Source organism: Limnobaculum allomyrinae (assembly GCF_016649425.1).
GTDB lineage: Bacteria > Pseudomonadota > Gammaproteobacteria > Enterobacterales > Enterobacteriaceae > Limnobaculum > Limnobaculum allomyrinae.
This window is the reverse complement of record NZ_JADRCR010000007.1, coordinates 84785-102611: the sequence shown is the minus strand read 5'-3', so window position 1 is coordinate 102611 and position 17827 is coordinate 84785. Positions and strand designations below refer to the sequence as shown.

Annotated in this window: 15 protein-coding genes; 8 read left to right on the top strand and 7 right to left on the bottom strand. The window is 43.8% G+C overall.

Annotated elements, in window-relative coordinates; genetic code table 11:
* Window positions 1–10: 10 nt before the first annotated feature.
* Window positions 11–157: a SymE family type I addiction module toxin gene (locus tag I2494_RS13800; RefSeq protein ID WP_218467343.1), complete on the bottom strand. Its 147-nt coding sequence runs from the start codon at window positions 155–157 to the stop codon at window positions 11–13.
* A 54-nt stretch (window positions 158–211) separates the two neighbouring features.
* Between I2494_RS13800 and I2494_RS13795 the strand changes: the two genes are divergently transcribed.
* Together I2494_RS13795 and I2494_RS13790 are read left to right on the top strand one after the other, a co-directional pair.
* Window positions 212–577: a DUF596 domain-containing protein gene (locus I2494_RS13795; protein WP_218467342.1), complete on the top strand. Its 366-nt coding sequence runs from the start codon at window positions 212–214 to the stop codon at window positions 575–577.
* A gap of 109 nt (window positions 578–686) precedes the next feature.
* On the top strand, window positions 687–1025 hold the full coding sequence (locus I2494_RS13790; protein ID WP_218467341.1) for a hypothetical protein: 339 nt from the start codon (window positions 687–689) through the stop codon (window positions 1023–1025).
* An 83-nt stretch (window positions 1026–1108) separates the two neighbouring features.
* Here the strand turns inward: I2494_RS13790 and I2494_RS20715 are convergent, their stop codons facing one another.
* The gene (locus I2494_RS20715; RefSeq protein WP_407657916.1) at window positions 1109–1195 is read right to left on the bottom strand and encodes a SymE family type I addiction module toxin; all 87 of its coding nucleotides are present in this window, start codon (window positions 1193–1195) and stop codon (window positions 1109–1111) included.
* A 383-nt stretch (window positions 1196–1578) separates the two neighbouring features.
* On the opposite strand from I2494_RS20715, the gene I2494_RS13785 reads away from it, so the two are divergent.
* Window positions 1579–1755, top strand: a complete 177-nt coding sequence (locus tag I2494_RS13785; protein WP_218467340.1) for a hypothetical protein — start codon at window positions 1579–1581, stop codon at window positions 1753–1755.
* A 79-nt stretch (window positions 1756–1834) separates the two neighbouring features.
* Here I2494_RS13785 and I2494_RS13780 read toward each other — a convergent pair whose 3' ends face one another.
* From I2494_RS13780 to pncB, 4 genes are all read right to left on the bottom strand, one after another.
* A complete protein-coding gene (locus I2494_RS13780) occupies window positions 1835–3025 on the bottom strand; it encodes an amino acid aminotransferase (protein ID WP_218467339.1) in 1191 nt (396 codons plus the stop codon).
* 233 nt (window positions 3026–3258) lie between these two features.
* Window positions 3259–4362, bottom strand: a complete 1104-nt coding sequence (ompC, locus tag I2494_RS13775; RefSeq protein WP_218467446.1) for a porin OmpC — start codon at window positions 4360–4362, stop codon at window positions 3259–3261.
* Window positions 4363–4654: 292 nt separating this feature from the next.
* Window positions 4655–6055, bottom strand: a complete 1401-nt coding sequence (asnS, locus tag I2494_RS13770; protein WP_218467338.1) for an asparagine--tRNA ligase — start codon at window positions 6053–6055, stop codon at window positions 4655–4657.
* A 274-nt stretch (window positions 6056–6329) separates the two neighbouring features.
* Window positions 6330–7538, bottom strand: a complete 1209-nt coding sequence (gene pncB / locus I2494_RS13765; protein WP_218467337.1) for a nicotinate phosphoribosyltransferase — start codon at window positions 7536–7538, stop codon at window positions 6330–6332.
* Window positions 7539–7798: 260 nt separating this feature from the next.
* On the opposite strand from pncB, the gene pepN reads away from it, so the two are divergent.
* The 3 genes from pepN (at window position 7799) to I2494_RS13750 (ending at window position 12377) form a co-directional block, all read left to right on the top strand.
* Complete coding sequence (gene pepN, locus I2494_RS13760) at window positions 7799–10417, top strand: aminopeptidase N (protein WP_218467336.1); 2619 nt, start codon at window positions 7799–7801, stop codon at window positions 10415–10417.
* 200 nt (window positions 10418–10617) lie between these two features.
* Window positions 10618–11628, top strand: a complete 1011-nt coding sequence (gene pyrD, locus I2494_RS13755; protein WP_218467335.1) for a quinone-dependent dihydroorotate dehydrogenase — start codon at window positions 10618–10620, stop codon at window positions 11626–11628.
* A gap of 191 nt (window positions 11629–11819) precedes the next feature.
* On the top strand, window positions 11820–12377 hold the full coding sequence (locus I2494_RS13750) for a cell division protein ZapC (protein ID WP_218467334.1): 558 nt from the start codon (window positions 11820–11822) through the stop codon (window positions 12375–12377).
* Window positions 12378–12395: 18 nt separating this feature from the next.
* On the opposite strand, the gene I2494_RS13745 is transcribed toward I2494_RS13750, so the two are convergent.
* Window positions 12396–13499: a YcbX family protein gene (locus I2494_RS13745; RefSeq protein ID WP_218467333.1), complete on the bottom strand. Its 1104-nt coding sequence runs from the start codon at window positions 13497–13499 to the stop codon at window positions 12396–12398.
* A gap of 207 nt (window positions 13500–13706) precedes the next feature.
* Between I2494_RS13745 and rlmKL the strand changes: the two genes are divergently transcribed.
* On the top strand, window positions 13707–15878 hold the full coding sequence (gene rlmKL, locus I2494_RS13740) for a bifunctional 23S rRNA (guanine(2069)-N(7))-methyltransferase RlmK/23S rRNA (guanine(2445)-N(2))-methyltransferase RlmL (protein ID WP_218467332.1): 2172 nt from the start codon (window positions 13707–13709) through the stop codon (window positions 15876–15878).
* 3 nt (window positions 15879–15881) lie between these two features.
* Complete coding sequence (locus I2494_RS13735; RefSeq protein ID WP_218467331.1) at window positions 15882–17786, top strand: ABC transporter ATP-binding protein; 1905 nt, start codon at window positions 15882–15884, stop codon at window positions 17784–17786.
* The last annotated feature ends 41 nt before the right edge of the window (window positions 17787–17827 follow it).

The following is a 17827-nucleotide window of genomic DNA, read 5'->3' as shown; positions in this document are numbered from 1 at the left end:
TTTTTACCTGTCATACAGCCACAGTGCGGATCACCAGTTGCCCTTGCTCAACGGCCACAGTCAGCGGCGTATCTGTCCCAAACCCCGCTTCTTCCAACCAGTCGCCTTTGAGGTGCAGACTAGGTGTGTGGCTGTAATAGGTGATCATGTGGAGCATATACCACAGTGTAATAGTGGGTCATAAAGTGCCAATAAATAGTAATAAAATCAAATGGTAACTGATAACGAATATAAAACTATTCTGAAATATGCAGAAACCCAAGCTTTAAATGGGTTATGTGCTTACATAGCTCTGTTTCTTCTTTCATCTATCCATACTGAATATGAGGATTTTCCTTTTCTGAAGAGAAAAGCAATCTTCTTCTGGTTTTTAGAAAAGTTATTAAAAGCAGGAAGAATAAAACTAGCTAAACATGGCTCCTTTCTTAAAGGAACTGTCAGTGAACAAGTTAAATGCTTCAAGCTTTCATTCCCAAAAACAGAAGAAGAAATAGAAAATGGTCTTTGGTTTTTTGATGAGTCTTGCCCTGGGGGAGCAGTCTGGATACTTGAAGATGGCTATTTGGAGTGGACTTAAAATGAAGCAGAGATTATTTGATGAATAAGAAAAGCTTTTATGAAGAGAAACTACTTTGGAGGCTCCAGAGAAATAAGTTAAGTTCTTCTGATAAGTTAGTGTTCACAGGGTGCATGATTCTATCAAGCAGCATTTGTTAGAGTATGCGGGTATAGAGACCATCCCTGTAATTGTATTTTGGAACGGTAAAGAATTATGGACTTTTATTAGTGGATTAGAAATCGTTAGTATGCACAGTGGCTTAGTTCATCGTATCCATCTTGATGATATTAATAAGAAAATAAAAGTTCCATCATTGGTTAAACAAGGTAAAGAATCGAAGATGACTTTTAACTATCTTGATCTTGGTGACGAAGGTATCCGTGTTTGGGCTCCTGAAGGGAAAGAAATGTTTGTTTTGATGAATCTGCTTCAGATGTTTCCTTTACTTAATAATCAAATTACATAAATAACAAATAATGGTTAAATTTAGGCTATATCAATAATGGAATTACCAGATGGCTCCTAATTTGATTTTGTTGAGTACTGTACCTAAATCACCATCCACCGATGCTCAGTGGCCACGGTCATCGGTTTCCTCGTGCTAAATCCCAATGCTTCCAGCCAGTTACCACTAATTTTAAGCTGTAGGTAGGGGAAGCTTTGCCGCTGCCGAGATATGCCTTAACTAACAAAACTTAATACCACCTCATTTTTGCGATACATCCCCAACATTCCAAATTCCCCCACGAAAACCCCTGCCCATCAATTGACCCAATCGCTGTATAAATATACTGTTGCAGGGCAGGTGGGTTTATCCGCCGCCAAAAAGCAAAACCCCGCAGTGCGGTAACACTAACGGGGTTTCTAACCACAACGTTATCGAGGTAACATCATGGCTACTAAACAGCATACCCAAACTCACCCTAAATTTATACCCGTCATCAGATCCAATTTTCGATCCGCATCGGGTAAACGATCCTCAGTTTCAGCCGGTTATGCGTTAAATGAGGTAACCAGCCATGCTTAATTCAATTGAGTTAACTTCAGGCGATCCGCTGGAACTGGCAGAGCAATGCCTTGCACTGATAACGGCAGTAGTAAAACTGGATGACGCTCCAATAAAAGAGTCGTTACAGTTTATTCTGCAAGAGAAAATGGCAGCCTTATTTGTCGCGCTTGATGCCAGCGGCGGCTGATTTCTGGAAGGGTAGATAAAATAATGGGCCAGTCATTTTATTAACTGGCCCATCAACAGAATAAAACCACTCTTCAAACTTACAGCACCGCGACAATCGCCTCACACAGCGGAGCCATATTATCCAGCGTCATTCCAGCCACGTTAATTCGGCCAGAGTTAACCGCATAGATGGCATAATCGCTCCTCAAACGCAGCACCTGCTCTTGAGTCAGGCCACTGAAGGAGAACATGCCATTCTGTTGAATAATGAAGCTAAAGTCCTGCTGAGCGCCTTTTTCCTGTAGCGTATTAACAAACAGCTGGCGCATACGGTGAATACGCTGGCGCATATCCGTTAATTCCTGCTCCCAGGTAGCACGCAGAGTAGGGTTACTCAGGATGGTGGCAACAATAGAAGCACCATGTGCAGGAGGGTTGGAGTAGTTAGCGCGAATAACTGACTTCACCTGACTGAATGAACGTTCTGCGGTTTCGCTATCTGCTGCAACCAGAGTAAAGGCGCCTACACGCTCGTTATACAAGCCAAAGTTCTTAGAGAAAGAGCTGGCAACAATCAATTCTGAATGAGTTGCGGCAAACAGGCGTAATCCCTGAGCATCTTCTTCAAGACCATTAGCAAAACCCTGATAGGCGAAGTCAAACAGAGGTAACCAACCGCGTTCAGCGGAAAGTTCAGCCAGTTTCTGCCATTGTTCAGCGGTAGGATCTATTCCGGTAGGGTTATGGCAGCAACCGTGGAATAACACCACATCACCCGCCTGAGCTTGCGCTAAACTGGCTAACATACCTTCAAAGTCTAATGCATGCTCTTCGGCGTTATAGTAGGTATATTCAGGCGTTTCTAATCCTGCTGCCTGAAAAATATTTTTATGGTTTGGCCAGGTTGGGTTGCTGATCCAAACGCGCTTCACATCCGTGTTGGAAGCGATAAAATCCGCTGCAATACGTAATGCACCAGTACCGCCAGGGGCTTGTGCCGTACGGGCACGCTTTTCGCTAATAATTGAGCTACCGGCACCAAATAATAACTCCTGAGTGCAGGTGGCAAATGCCGGAATACCCGCAATACCAAGGTAATTTTTGGTTTTTTCATTTTCCAGCAGATATTGCTCTGCTTTTTTTACGCATTCAAGAACCGGAGTCTGGCCCGTTTCATCTTTATATACCCCAATACCAAGGTTAATTTTGCTTGGGCGGGTTTCAGCGTTATACAGCTCTCCCAATCCTAATATCGGGTCAGCGGGCGCAGCTTTAATATGTTCAAACATAGTTGATGGCTTCCATGAATCAGATTAATTGAGAAAAGCAGAAGTATCGCCAGAGTAACGCTAATTTATTGAGTTTGACAATGGTTTAGAATGAAAAAGTAATTAAAACTATAAAGCCGATGGATATATTGATAATTCTAATAATCAAACCATCTGCTTAGCCAAATAGTTTATCTGTTACATTAAAAAGGCACTCCGAAGAGTGCCTTTTGCATATCATCAAATAAGATGAATTAGAACTGGTAAACGATACCTACAGCTACGATATCATCAGTAGAGATCTTAGCTGCGTCAGTGAATTTATTGTCATCAATTAAGTTGATTTTGTAGTCAACTTTAGTAGAGATGTTTTTGTTGAAGTAGTAAGTTGCACCAACATCAACATATTTCACTAAGTCCTGGCTGTCGCCGTAACCAGCGTAGTTCAGGTCTTTACCTTTAGACTGAACGTAAGCTAATGATGGTTGTAAACCGAAATCGAACTGGTACTGAGCTACAACTTCAATGTTTTGTGCTTTGTTAGCAGCGTAAGCGCCGTTAGGCCCAAAACGAGTCATGTTGTAAGTCTGGCTGTACATAGCGGCTAAATAGATGTTGTTCGCATCGTATTTGATACCACCGGTAGCAGCATTAGCGCGGTCGCCATGACCATCAGCAGTTTGCACATCGGTACGGTCAGATGATGCATAAGCAGCACCTAAAGACAGACCATTACCTAAATTATAGGTAGAAGACAGACCCCAGCCGTCGCCGTTACGGTCAGAACCGTTACGGTCGCCAGAATCGTTACGGCCTTGATACTGAACAGCGAAGTTCAGACCATCAACCATGCCGAAGAAGTTCTTGTTACGGTAAGTAGCCAGGTTAGCAGCACGTTGAGTCATGAATACGTCAGTTTGCTGATAGCTGTCGCCACCGAACTCTGGCAGAACGTCAGTCCAGCCGCCGATGTCATACAGAACGCCGTAGTTACGACCGTAGTCGAAAGAACCTGCATCACCTGCTTTAATACCAGCATAAGCTAAACGGGTTTTTTGTGTGTTGCCACCAGACTTACCGTTGCCTTGGTTGTTGCCTTCTTGGTTGCTAGCGTTCAGCTCGGTTTGGTAGTAACCATAACCAACTACTTGATCGCTAACTTGGGTTTCACCGCGCAGACCGAAACGAGCGTAAGTTTTGTCGCCGTCGTTGCCTTTGTCGTCAGAGAAATAGTGAGAACCCTGAATCTTGCCGGTAATGTCTAACTTGTTACCATCTTTGTTATACACTTCCGCTGCGTTTGCTGCACCAGCAACTAACAGAGCTGGTACGATCACTGCTAAAATTTTACGTTTCATCATTTTATTAACTTCCCTCATTGGAGTTGTCTGACATCTGCCACTGCTTCCAACTTTATAGTTGGTAAACGTTGATGCCATTTTTTAAGCCACCCGCAGTTTTTCATTCGCAAGGCAGTTAATCTAGCCTTTAAATGCTACTAATATCCTAAAGAAGTTACAAGCGGAAAATAGGTATTTCCAAATGTGAATCCAATTGAACTTTGTGATAAGCATCTAATTTTTAAAAAACAAAAGGCCAAAATTGCTGGCCTTTTGTTTTTTGAGTGAAATTTAATCAATTTCTGTGGGTTTAGAAAGAGACGTTTCTTGGGGTTCTTGGGAACGGAATGACATCACGTACGTTCTGTACTCCGGTCACATAAGCGATCAAACGTTCGAAGCCTAAACCAAAGCCGGCATGTGGCACGGTACCGTAGCGACGCAGGTCACGATACCAACTGTAATCTTCTTTATTCATGCCCAATTCAGCCAGACGACGATCAAACTGCTCTAAACGCTCTTCACGTTGAGAACCACCGATGATTTCGCCGATGCCTGGCGCCAGAACGTCCATTGCTGCAACGGTTTTACCGTCTTCATTCATACGCATATAGAAGGCTTTAATATCTTTTGGATAGTTTTTAACTACCACTGGCGCTTTAAAGTGCTTCTCAGCTAAATAACGTTCGTGTTCAGAAGAGAGGTCAATACCCCAACTTACCGGATTTTCGAAGCTCTGACCGCTGTTAATCAGAATTTCAATCGCATCGGTATAGTCAACCTGAGCAAAGTCAGATGTTACAAATTTTTCCAGGCGAGAAATCGCTTCACTGTCTACGCGTTCTGCAAAGAAGGCCATATCATCAGCGCGTTCTTCTAAAACTGCTTTGAAAACATACTTCAGCATACTTTCTGCCAGTGCAGCAATATCATTCAGGTTAGCAAAAGCAACTTCTGGTTCAACCATCCAGAATTCAGCCAGGTGACGGCTGGTGTTGGAGTTTTCCGCACGGAACGTTGGGCCAAAAGTATAGATTTTGGACAGTGCACAGGCGTAAGTCTCGCCGTTCAACTGGCCTGATACCGTCAGAAATGATTCGCTACCAAAGAAGTCCTGACTGAAATCAACCAATCCTTTATCGTTACGAGGCAAGTTTTCCAGATCCAGTGTGGAAACACGGAACATCTCACCAGCACCTTCTGTATCGGCAGCGGTGATAATCGGAGTGGATACCCAAAAATAGCCCTGCTCATCAAAGAAACGATGAATAGCCTGAGCAAGAGTATGTCTCACACGAGCCACTGCACCAATAATATTGGTACGCGGGCGCAGGTGAGCAACTTCACGCAGATACTCAATAGTGTGGCGTTTAGCCGCCATTGGATAAGTGTCCGGATCGTCAATCCAACCGGTTACCTGAACTTCAGTGGCCTGCAGTTCAAAAGATTGACCTTCACCCGGTGATGCAGTGACTTTACCAGTAACAATCACGGAACAACCAGTAGTCAGACGTAACACTTCGTCCTGATAATTAGGCAGAGAATTATTAATGACAGCCTGTAATGGATTAAAGCACGAACCGTCATAAACGGTCAGAAAGGATATACCGGCTTTAGAATCACGCCGGGTACGTACCCAACCGCGTACGGTGACTTCGCTGTCAACCGCGGCACGGCCTTGCAGTACGTCGACTACAGGCACTACGCTCATAAATTTCTCTCTTATGATGTTAAATTATCTGAATTTTATTTCAGGGTGCATTTTTTCACTGCAACCTGACTCTTAATTACTTGCTGCATGTTAACTGACATCCAGAAAACAGCAATCTCCGTCAATCAATATCAGTCATTCGCGTAAAAATAGAAGGACTTTTCGCACGATGGCCTATTGAATGCCGGGGTAATTGATAAAGGTACTAAAAAAAGCCGCCTTTTTACAATAGAAGGGCGGCTTTTCTTTTCATTTACTACATTAATATGGCGATTTAATTGCCACGTTTCACCAGCGGTAAGTTGAAGGCTTTATGTAGTGCTTTGACGAATGCTTTATCCTGACAGATGGTTTTCCCGGGACTGTCCGACAGTTTCGCCACGGGTTTGCCATTACATTGAATCAGTTTTATCACGATATTCATCGGACTGACGTTTGGAATATCACAGGTGAGGCGTGTTCCAATACCAAAGACCAGTTTTACCCGAGTATGGAAACGTTTGTATAACGCCAGTGCCTTATCTAAGTCGAGATTATCAGAGAACACTAACATTTTAGTTAATGGATCGATTCCCAGATTCTGATAGTGAGCAATGGCCTTTTCACCCCATTCAAACGGATCGCCAGAGTCATGTCTTAGTCCTTCATACTGGCTGGCAAACTGAATACCGAAATCGCGTAAGAAGGCGTCCATGGTAATACAATCTGTTAATGCAATGCCCAACAGATCAGGATATTCATCCAGCCAGCCTTGCAACGCAGCGCGTTGACTGTTGGCCAGTACGGGACTTATCTGTTGAAAAGCCTGAAACCACTCATGAGCCTGAGTGCCTATCGGAGAAAGATTCAGGCGGCGAGCCAGATCGTAATTGCTGGTTCCTGCCATATAAGGAGAAAACTCTTGTTGCAACAGGTGAACAATATCTTGCTGAACCGCTTTGCTATAACGGCGGCGGGTACCAAAATCAGAGATTCTGAATTGCGACAGGTCGACATCAGCATAATCCTGACGGAAGCGAGCCAGTTTCTCTTTTAGATGGACGATTGCCTGTTCGGAACCGATATCTGGCGTTCTGTGACGGTGTATGGTTTCGCTAATCACCGCCAACAGAGGAACTTCCCACAGAATTGTTTCATACCAAAGTCCGGTAATGCGGACTTTTAACCGACCTTTCTCATTGCTTACATGCACCTGAGCTGGATTAAAGCGGAAGGTTTTTAACCAGTCGAGATAGTCCTGCTGGAAAAAGGGCAGAGAGGCCAGATATTGGTACTCATCTTCAGTTAATGCCAAATCACGCATTAATGATATCTGTTGACGAATTTCATCTGCATATTCACCCAGAAGGTCTTCGCTGCGACAGCGAAACTCCGCGACCACAGTAGTATTACGATAGCGATGGAAAACGGCCTGTTGCATATGCAGCTTATAAGCATCGGTATCTAATAATGACGTAAGGATGGGGGTTGCCTGTTGTTTCATGTTGCGGTTACTGTTTTCTCATTAGGTGACGCACTGAAATATCCGGAGAGTATACCTTTAATATCAGGTTAATAAACCCAGAAAATGTGCGGTTTCGACTCTGACTTTCTATTTTATCAGGCACAATACTGAATAACTTCGTGAAGAAAATGATTATTTTTCGTATTTAATCGGTTGGGCTTTTGCATCTGATTGTTAAGAAGCATAGACTCAATTGATAAATTAATTGAACAACATCGTCTTTCATATATAGGTTTTTTATGACTCAGAAACCACAAGCTAAGTACCGTCAGGATTACCGCAAACCTGACTTCACTATCACCGATATTGATTTATCCTTTGATTTAGCACCAGAAACCACTCAGGTAACGGCTATCAGCCAAGTCCAACGTCAGGGTGAGAAACAGGCACCACTAATATTAGACGGTGAAAACCTGACACTAATTTCCATCAGTGTGAATGATACTCCCTGGGCTCACTATCAACAGCAGGAAGGTAAACTGGTATTAGAACAACTGCCAGACAACTTCACGCTGAAGATTGTTAATGAAATTCATCCTGCTGCTAACAGTGCTCTGGAAGGGCTATATCTTTCCGGTGAGGCTTTATGTACCCAGTGTGAAGCTGAAGGTTTTCGCCATATTACCTATTATCTCGATCGTCCGGATGTTTTGGCTCGTTTCACCACGCGTATTGTGGCGGATAAACAGGCTTATCCTTATTTATTGTCGAATGGTAATCGCATTGCTCAGGGAGATTTGGAAGATGGCCGTCATTGGGTGCAATGGCAGGATCCTTTCCCGAAACCTTGTTACCTGTTTGCGCTGGTAGCCGGTGACTTTGATGTATTAAGAGATACTTTTATTACCTGTTCAGGCAGAAGTGTAGCGTTGGAGCTGTTTGTCGATCGTGGCAATCTCGATCGTGCCGACTGGGCGATGACTTCGCTGAAAAATGCGATGAAGTGGGATGAACAACGTTTTGGTCTGGAGTATGACTTAGATATCTATATGATCGTTGCCGTTGATTTTTTCAATATGGGGGCGATGGAAAATAAAGGGCTAAACGTATTTAACTCCAAATATGTGTTAGCTAAGGCTGAAACAGCCACCGATAAAGACTATCTGAATATTGAATCAGTGATTGGTCATGAATATTTTCATAACTGGACGGGAAATCGGGTTACCTGCCGGGATTGGTTCCAGCTTAGTCTGAAAGAGGGGCTAACGGTTTTCCGCGATCAAGAGTTCAGCTCTGATTTAGGTTCTCGGGCAGTAAATCGTATTGACTCAGTACGCGTTATGCGCGGAGCGCAGTTTGCTGAAGATGCCAGCCCAATGGCACATCCAATTCGTCCTGATAAAGTTATTGAGATGAATAATTTCTATACCCTGACGGTATATGAAAAAGGATCGGAAGTGATCCGTATGATGCATACCTTACTGGGAGAAGAGAAATTTCAGGCGGGAATGAAGCTCTATTTCCAACGTCATGATGGCAGTGCAGCCACCTGTGATGATTTTGTTCAGGCGATGGAAGATGCCTCCGGTATTGACTTAACGCTGTTCCGTCGGTGGTATAGCCAGTCGGGAACACCACAGTTAACGGTACGCGATAGCTACGATAGTGCAAAACAGCAATATACTTTAACCGTTAGCCAATTTACGCCACCGACTCAGGATCAGACGGAAAAACTACCGTTACATATTCCATTAAGTATTGAACTGTATAACGACAACGGCGATGTTATCCCGCTATATTCCGCAGGAAAACCGGTAAATTCAGTGCTGAATATTACTCAGGCTGAACAAACCCTGGTGTTTGAGCGCGTACCACAACAACCGATCATCTCTTTATTAAGAGAGTTTTCTGCGCCGGTTAAGTTGGATTATCCTTATACCGATAAGCAACTGGCATTTTTAATGCAGCATTCCACCAACGATTTTTCCCGTTGGGATGCTGCGCAAATGTTGCTGGCAAAATATATAAAAGAGAATGTCACTCGACTGCAAAAAGGTGAGGCGTTTGAATTACCTTTACATGTGATTGATGCTTTCCGCGCTATTTTATTAAGCGATCGATTAGATCCGGCACTGGCCGCTCTGATATTAAGTCTGCCGTCAGAAAATGAGATGTCAGAGCTTTTTGATATTATCGATCCTGATGCTATTCATCAGGTCAGAGGTGAATTGGTTAACTGTTTTGCTCAAGAGATGCAAGATGAGTGGTTAGCGGTTTATTTAGCTAACAGAACGGATGAATATCGTATTGAACACAGTGATATTGCTAAGCGAGCATTAAGTAATACTTGTCTGGGATATTTAGCATTTACTGAAACTGAGTTTGCCAATAATCTGATTAGCCAACAGTATCATCAGGCTAATAATATGACCGACGCTTTAGCTGCATTATCAGCCGCGGTTGCAGCACAATTACCATGTCGTAATAAATTGATGCAGTCATTTGATGAGCGTTGGTATCAGGATGGTCTGGTGATGGATAAATGGTTTATATTGCAGGCCAGCAGTCCGGATAGCACAGTGCTTAATAATATTAAAGCATTATTAAGTCATCGTTCTTTCAGCATGAATAATCCGAACCGTATCCGTTCATTAATTGGTGCTTTTGCTTCCACTAATCCATCCGCATTCCATGCAAAAGATGGTAGTGGTTATGCATTTTTAACTGAGGTTCTGACTGAGCTGAATCAGAAAAATCCACAGGTAGCTTCACGTCTGATTGAGCCATTAATTCGTCTTGGCCGTTACGATCGGGAGCGGCAGATATTAATGCGTAACGCGTTGGAGCAATTAAAGCAATTGGACAACCTTTCGGGCGATTTATTTGAGAAGATTAGTAAAACGCTAAATGGTGAATAATCCATGCTGATCGAAAAAGCCGGCTATGATGCCGGCTTTTTTATGCACCGTTGACGCACAAATACTCGATTTCCTGTAATTGATCATTTCTTTTAGCAGGTCAATACTGAATAATATGTCTCCGGTCGATAGCCCGGATTAAAAACCAATCCCATCGGGCTGAGTGAGTTGTCATTTTGGGCAGGTTTTTAAGGAGGAGTATGTTTTACCCTTTCATCAGAAAAGCATTGTTTCAGCTCGATCCAGAGCAGGCACATGAATTTACCTTCCGTTTACTTCACCGTATTAACGGTACGCCATTACAGTGTCTTATTCAGCAATCCGTTCCCAATAAGCCCGTTAGCTGTATGGGACTTAATTTTAAAAACCCATTGGGATTAGCCGCCGGCCTGGATAAAGACGGTGAATGTATTGATGCATTAGGTGCCATGGGTTTTGGCTCCATTGAAGTCGGAACCGTTACACCAAAGCCACAGCCAGGTAATGAAAAGCCAAGGTTATATCGGATCGTGTCGGCAGAAGGATTGATCAACCGAATGGGGTTTAATAATCTCGGCGTTGATAATTTGGTAGAGAATATCAAGAAGACACGCTTTGACGGAATTATTGGTGTAAATATTGGTAAAAATAAAGTCACACCGGTAGAGCAGGGTAAAGATGACTATTTGATTTGTATGGATAAAGTATATCCATATGCTGGTTATATTGCGGTAAATATATCTTCTCCAAATACGCCAGGATTAAGAACATTACAATATGGCGAGGCGTTGGATGATCTATTAACCGCAATTAAAAATAAACAAGTTGAATTAGAAAAGCGTCATGCCAAATATGTTCCTGTAGCCGTTAAGATCGCACCGGATCTTTCTGAAGAAGAATTGATCCAAGTAGCCGATAGTTTAATTCGACACAATATAGATGGTGTCATTGCAACAAATACCACATTAGATCGGAAATTAGTCGATGGACTAATTAATAGCGAGCAATCTGGTGGATTAAGTGGCCGGCCTTTACAGCTTCGTAGTACTGAGATCATTCGTCGTTTATCCACAGAGCTTAAAGGGAAATTACCTATTATTGGCGTTGGTGGAATTGACTCTTTAACCTCTGCCAGAGAGAAACTGGAAGCGGGATCTTCATTAATCCAAATATATTCCGGTTTTATTTATAAAGGTCCGGGGTTAGTGAAAGAAATTCTCACACATATTTAATCTTATTTCTTATTAATTGATCACCGGGGGTTTATTTTTTCTCCCGGTTGTTCTATATTTTAAGCGTTTGTGATTGCGTTTATATTGTTAGTCATAATTATCAGAATCTTTATCCAGTTAATTAGATAATATTGGACGTTATCTGGGATAAAGATTGAATTAAATAAGCTTCATAGTTTAAGGAAAGTGTAATGAGGATTAAGCCAGATGATAACTGGCGCTGGTATTTTGACGATGAACACGATCGGTTAATGTTAGATTTATCTAATGATATGATTTTCCGCTCTCGGTTCCCGGCCAAAATGTTGACGCCTGATGCGTTTACCGAATCCGCATTTTGTGTTGATGATGCCGCGCTATTTTTTGAATTAGAAGAACGCTGCCGTTGCTTACCTTTAACTAACGATCAGCGTGCAGAATTAAATTTGAATGCGCTGACAGCTTATCGTTTTTTAAAGCCATTAATGCCGAAGAGTTGGTATTTCGTTCAGCAGAAGGTGGAATTACAGCCTCAAAATAACGAGATAGTTGCCGTTACCCTGATTGATAGCGGCGAGACCGCGCTATTGTTGGTGGTTGATGCAGGAGAGAACGCCAGCCTCTGTTTGGTGGCTCAGCCTTATCTGGCGCTCTCTGGTAAAGCTCTGCAACTGGGCGATGCGATTAAAGTGATGCACGACAGAATGTGCGCTGTGAGCATTGTTAGTCAGGACGCTTCCCCAAATTACTTACTCGCGCAAGCGGTATAACCAAACTAGCTTAAATCATTAAGCTAGTTTGATGTTGCCTTTTGGTATACAACTACAGGCAAGAACCGAACCATCTCTTTTTATTGCCCCTTTTCGCATGGCACTTACCTCGCCCGCTTCCAGTTTGATTCTACAGCACCCACATATACCAGCCCGACAAGAGTAGGGAATTTGAATACCGTTTTGTTCTAGTTGCTCCAGTAATACCTGTTGATTATTACCAATAAAAGTGTGCTCACCATAGCTGATCACCACCTCTTTTGGTTCCACTTGCTCAGGCTCAAGGACTTCCACTGGGTCTTTGGATTTATAGACTCTGGCAGGATGGGTTGCCAATACTTCAATCGAATCTCCTAAACGAATAACACCATGATTTCGGGCAATCATATTCTGACCAAAATCCACGTCGCCATTTTCTGCAGTTCTGAACTGTTGCAGAGTGCGTAAAGGTTCACCCTGAGGGTGTTTACGGCCATTTTCAGTATTTACGGTGGTTAAAACGCAGCGGCTACAGGGTTTAACTAAATCAAAAATAACTTCACCAATACGAATAGTTTGCCAGCTGTCTTCTGCAAATGGTGTTGCATCGCGAATAATCAGATTAGGCCGGAATTGCTCAATCACAATACTGCCCGGGCAACGGGACTGTAGCACCTGAAATGAAGTTTCATTGATTAGCAAGTATGGGAAACCATCGGCAAAAGAAAGGGGGACTTCAGGACGGTTCTTTACCCTACGGGTAAGTTCCGGGCCCACCCAGCGAAGCTGAACTTCCTTATTTAAATAGCGGCTTAACCATTGATTGATACTGTCAGGAGCAATATGAGCCGTAAAATGGTTTCCCCAAACTTCGGTTGGAGAAAGGGTTTGAGAAAAATCACTAAAGCCGACCATTTTGCTTTGTCCGTCAGGTGCAGTAATAGATACACCGTTAATCAGCAAGGCAGGAATAAAGCGTACTAACTGTGGATATTGTCGGGCGGTAATAAATGTTCCATTCGGATCGGTCACCATAAAAATACGGTCAAATGCCAGACCACTTTCGCCAACCTGAGCATGAGAAAGCTCCAGACCTCTCATTGATTTAACCGGATGAACATATAAACGAGAAAGAGTAACCACGTAACAACTCCATTGATAGCTGGTGAAGCTCACAGACGCCAGAAGCTAACGATATGATATGGCAGCATAAATAATTATGTAACCTGAGGAGTATCGATACTGGACAGCGGTGATTCGAGATTTCACTAATTAATAGAGGGTAACTTTATGACAAAGCGCATGGATTGGCTATAATGCACCACTATTTTTATTATGCGGTGTAACCTTATGATCTCTCTGTTTGCCAGTACGGCGCGTGGGCTGGAAGAATTATTAAAAACTGAGCTGGAAGCGCTGGGGGCAAGTTCCTGTAAAGTGGTGCAGGGCGGTGTGCATTTTGAAGGTGACGAACGCCTGATGTATACCAGTTTGCTATGGAGCCGATTAGCTTCGCGCATTCTGTTACCGTTAAGCGAATTCCGTGTATACAGCGATATGGATTTGTATCTTGGTATCAATGCCATTAACTGGCCTTCTCTGTTTGGGGTTGATAAGACCTTTGCCGTTAACTTCACCGGTACCAACGAAGAGATTCGCAATAGTCAGTATGGCGCTCTGAAAGTGAAAGATGCCATCGTTGACAGCTTCACTCGCAAAATTCAACAGCGCCCGGACGTAGCGAAAGTTCAGCCAGATATTCGTATCAACGTCTATTTACAAAAAGATCGTGCCAATGTGGCCATTGACTTAAGCGGTGATGGTTTACATCAACGTGGATATCGCGATATGGCAGGTCAGGCCCCGTTAAAAGAAAACCTGGCAGCGGCGATTGTGATGCGCTCGGGCTGGCAGCCAGAGACACCAATGGTTGATCCAATGTGCGGTTCCGGCACCTTATTGATCGAAGCTGCTATGGTGGCCGCGGATATTGCACCAGGTTTACGTCGCGATTACTGGGGTTTTAATCAATGGCTTGGGCATAATGCTGAATTATGGCGCGAATTGTTGGCTGAAGCACAGGTCAGAGCCAGTCGTGGTATTAATAAAACTGAATCGCGTTTCTATGGTTATGATCACGATCGTCGGGTTATTGAGATAGCTAAAAACAACGCTCGCCGGGCTGGTGTTGCCAGTTTGATTCAGTTTGAAACTCAAGAATTAACGCGTTTGACCAATCCATTACCCGAAGGCCAAAAAGGGACAGTACTCAGTAACCCTCCCTATGGTGAACGTCTGGATAGCGAGCCCGCACTGATTGCTTTGCACAGTGCGCTAGGCCAGATAATGAAACGCGATTTTGGCGGCTGGAACCTCTCTTTATTCAGTGCCTCGCCTGAACTGCTAAGCTGCTTACAACTGCGGGCAGGGCGTCAATTCAAAGCTAAAAATGGTCCATTAGACTGCGTACAGAAAAATTACTCTCTGGCTGAAAATAGTGAAAGAAGTTCATCTCAAAGCGATCGCTCCACAGGGAGTGACGGTGAGAAAAACACAGAACAGTCCGTACAGATTGCGGCAGATTTTGCTAATCGACTGCGAAAAAATGTGAAAAAGCTGGAAAAGTGGGCGAAACAGGAAGGTATCGAATGCTATCGTCTTTACGATGCAGATTTACCAGAATATAACCTGGCGCTCGATCGTTATGGTAGCAAATATGTTTTACAAGAGTACGCACCACCCAAAACGGTCGATCCGCAAAAAGCCCGTCAACGCCTGTTTGATGCTATCAATGCCACATTGGCGGTTCTTGAGTTACCGGCCAGCGCTTTGATTTTAAAAGTTCGTGAGAGACAAAAAGGCAAGAGTCAGTATGAGAAACTGGCACAGAAGGGAGATTTTTTCCTGGTTAATGAGTTTGGCGCTAAGCTGTGGGTTAACCTGACAGATTATCTGGATACCGGTCTGTTCCTTGATCATCGCATTGCGCGTCGTATGTTAGGCCAGATGAGCCGCGGTAAAGATTTCCTTAATCTGTTTGCCTATACCGGTTCGGCCAGTGTACATGCCGGCATTGGCGGTGCGCGAACCACCACCACGGTTGATATGTCGCGTACCTATCTGGAATGGGCGGAACGTAATTTACGGGCTAATGATTTGGTTGGCCGACAACATCGCTTGATTCAGGCGGATTGTCTGGGCTGGATGCATGAAACCAATGAACAGTTTGATGTGATCTTTATCGATCCACCCACGTTCTCCAACTCTAAACGTATGGAAAATAGTTTTGATGTGCAGCGTGACCATTTGGCTCTAATGGCTGATTTAAAAAGAATGTTACGTCCTGGTGGCACCATCATGTTCTCCAATAACAAACGTGGCTTTAAGATGGATATGGATGGCTTAGCTAAACTGAAACTCAGTGCGCAAGAGATCTCCGAAAAAACGCTGTCTGTCGATTTTGCCCGTAACCGACAAATTCATAATTGCTGGCTGGTATCTCATGCCGGTGAGGGAAAGTAACAAATGTCTTTGATTAATATGTCAGGTGCATGGCTGTCATTCAGCGATGCACCATTATTGGATAATACAGAACTGCATATTGAACCAGGTGAACGCGTTTGTCTGGTTGGGCGTAACGGTGCGGGTAAATCGACACTATTAAAAATTCTGAACCGCGAAGTGCCGTTGGACGATGGGCAACTGGTATTTGAGCAGGATATTGTTGTTGCGCGTTTGCAACAGGATCCACCTCGTAACGTGGAAGGAAGCGTCTTTGATTTCGTGGCCGAAGGTGTTGAGAAGCAAGCCGAACAGTTAAAAGAGTATCATCATCTGTCTCAACTGGTGGGTAGCGATCCCAGTGAGCAAAACCTGAAGAGATTAGCCAGTCTACAAGAGATGCTGGAACATCAGGGAAGTTGGCTAATTGATAGCCATATCCGCGCGGTGCTGGCGAAGCTGGAGCTGGTAGCTGATGCACCATTGTCATCGTTATCTGGTGGTTGGTTGCGTAAAGCAGCACTTGCTCGTGCGTTGGTCTCTTCTCCAGATGTGTTGTTGCTTGATGAGCCAACTAACCATCTGGATATTGAAACTATTTCCTGGCTGGAAGAGTTTTTGAAAGAGTTTGATGGCAGCATTGTTTTTATCTCTCATGACCGTTCATTTATTCGCAGTATGGCAACCCGTATTGTTGATTTAGATCGCGGCAAACTGGTGTCCTGGCCCGGTAATTACGACCTTTATCTGGAAGGAAAAGAGGAGGCATTGCGAGTTGAAGAGCTGCAAAATGCAGAGTTTGATCGCCGTCTGGCTCAGGAAGAGGTCTGGATCCGTCAAGGGATCAAAGCGCGGCGTACTCGTAATGAAGGGCGCGTGCGTGCATTGAAAGCGATGCGCAATGAACATGCTGCTCGCCGTAATACCATGGGTACAGCGAAAATGCAGGTGGAAGAGTCGCTGCGTTCAGGGAAAATTATTTTTGAACTGGAGAATGTTAGCTACAGCGTGGCAGGAAAAACGCTGGTAAAAGATTTTTCAGTTCAGGTTCAGCGTGGAGATAAGATCGCCCTGATTGGCCCAAATGGCTGTGGTAAAACCACCTTGTTGAAGATAATGCTACAACAGTTACAGCCAGACAGCGGTAAGGTACGTTGCGGAACAAAGCTGGAAGTCGCCTATTTTGATCAGCATCGGGCCGAATTGGATCCAGATAAAACGGTTATTGATAATCTGGCGGATGGTAAACAGGAAGTGATGGTTAATGGCCGTTCCCGTCATGTATTGGGGTATCTGCAAGACTTCCTGTTTCATCCTAAACGTGCAATGACGCCGGTACGGGCATTATCAGGTGGAGAACGCAATCGTCTATTGTTGGCTCGTCTGTTTTTGAAACCGAGCAACTTATTGATCCTCGATGAACCAACTAACGATCTGGATATTGAAACTCTGGAGTTGTTGGAAGAGCTATTAAATGAATATAGCGGTACCGTATTGTTGGTAAGCCACGATAGGCAATTTGTTGATAACTCGGTAACTGACTGCTGGATTTTTGAAGGGCAGGGAGTCATTAAACAATATGTTGGTGGTTATTTCGATGCTCATCATCAACAGGCCAATGCCAAAGAGTTGCGGACACCTGTTTCTGCTCCGGAATCTAAACCAGTAGCACAAAAAGCGGAAGAAAAGAAACGGACTAACAATAAACTAAGCTACAACCAACAGCGTGAACTCGAGGGACTACCGGCTAAAATAGAACAGCTGGAGGGTGAGGTTGCTGAGTTTCAGGCTAAAGTTAGTGATGCTTCGTTCTTTAATCAACCCCATGAAGTCACTCAAAAAGTACTGATGGATTTAGCAACTAAAGAGCAAGAGTTTGAGCAGGCTTTCCTGCGTTGGGAAGAGTTGGAATCCCAGAAAAACGGATAACTCAAAAAGATAAAACCTGTGTTAAATGCTGTAAAAACAGT

What these genes read in the sequence shown, in the direction of transcription:
- pncB (WP_218467337.1), bottom strand. Translation starts at nt 7,538, where the DNA reads ATGAAACAACAGGCAACCCCCATCCTTACGTCATTATTAGATACCGAT.
- rlmKL (WP_218467332.1), top strand. Translation starts at nt 13,707, where the DNA reads ATGATCTCTCTGTTTGCCAGTACGGCGCGTGGGCTGGAAGAATTATTA.
- asnS (WP_218467338.1), bottom strand. Translation starts at nt 6,055, where the DNA reads ATGAGCGTAGTGCCTGTAGTCGACGTACTGCAAGGCCGTGCCGCGGTT.
- I2494_RS13735 (WP_218467331.1), top strand. Translation starts at nt 15,882, where the DNA reads ATGTCTTTGATTAATATGTCAGGTGCATGGCTGTCATTCAGCGATGCA.
- I2494_RS13800 (WP_218467343.1), bottom strand. Translation starts at nt 157, where the DNA reads ATGCTCCACATGATCACCTATTACAGCCACACACCTAGTCTGCACCTC.
- I2494_RS13795 (WP_218467342.1), top strand. Translation starts at nt 212, where the DNA reads ATGGTAACTGATAACGAATATAAAACTATTCTGAAATATGCAGAAACC.
- ompC (WP_218467446.1), bottom strand. Translation starts at nt 4,362, where the DNA reads ATGAAACGTAAAATTTTAGCAGTGATCGTACCAGCTCTGTTAGTTGCT.
- pyrD (WP_218467335.1), top strand. Translation starts at nt 10,618, where the DNA reads ATGTTTTACCCTTTCATCAGAAAAGCATTGTTTCAGCTCGATCCAGAG.
- I2494_RS13785 (WP_218467340.1), top strand. Translation starts at nt 1,579, where the DNA reads ATGCTTAATTCAATTGAGTTAACTTCAGGCGATCCGCTGGAACTGGCA.
- pepN (WP_218467336.1), top strand. Translation starts at nt 7,799, where the DNA reads ATGACTCAGAAACCACAAGCTAAGTACCGTCAGGATTACCGCAAACCT.
- I2494_RS13750 (WP_218467334.1), top strand. Translation starts at nt 11,820, where the DNA reads ATGAGGATTAAGCCAGATGATAACTGGCGCTGGTATTTTGACGATGAA.
- I2494_RS13780 (WP_218467339.1), bottom strand. Translation starts at nt 3,025, where the DNA reads ATGTTTGAACATATTAAAGCTGCGCCCGCTGACCCGATATTAGGATTG.